The following is a 323-nucleotide window of genomic DNA, read 5'->3' on the forward strand; positions in this document are numbered from 1 at the left end:
GGCTGGTCAGGTGCCGATCGCTCAAGGCTCCGACGGCGGCGGGTCGATACGCATCCCGGCGTCATGTTGCGGTGTCGTCGGCCTCAAACCCAGCCGTGGGCGAGTTTCGGCCGGTCCTTACGGGATCGACGGTCCCGGGCTGGTCTGCGGTGGGGTGCTGACCCGCACGGTGCGCGACACCGCAGCCGCTCTTGACGTGCTGTCCGGGCCGTGGCCGGGAGACCCCTTCTACGCCCCGACACCGACCGAGACCTTCTTGTCGGCCTGTGGCCGTGATCCGGGACGGCTGCGCATCGGAATTCTGCGCGAACCGGTTATCGCTG

General features: G+C 69.0%; 1 protein-coding gene. It reads left to right on the top strand.

What is annotated here, in order from left to right:
- Positions 1-323: amidase family protein (locus tag PZH32_RS12145; protein WP_275208513.1), on the top strand; the 323-nt coding region annotated here is incomplete at both ends.

It is taken from the genome of Adlercreutzia equolifaciens, assembly GCF_029076695.1.
GTDB lineage: Bacteria > Actinomycetota > Coriobacteriia > Coriobacteriales > Eggerthellaceae > Adlercreutzia > Adlercreutzia equolifaciens_A.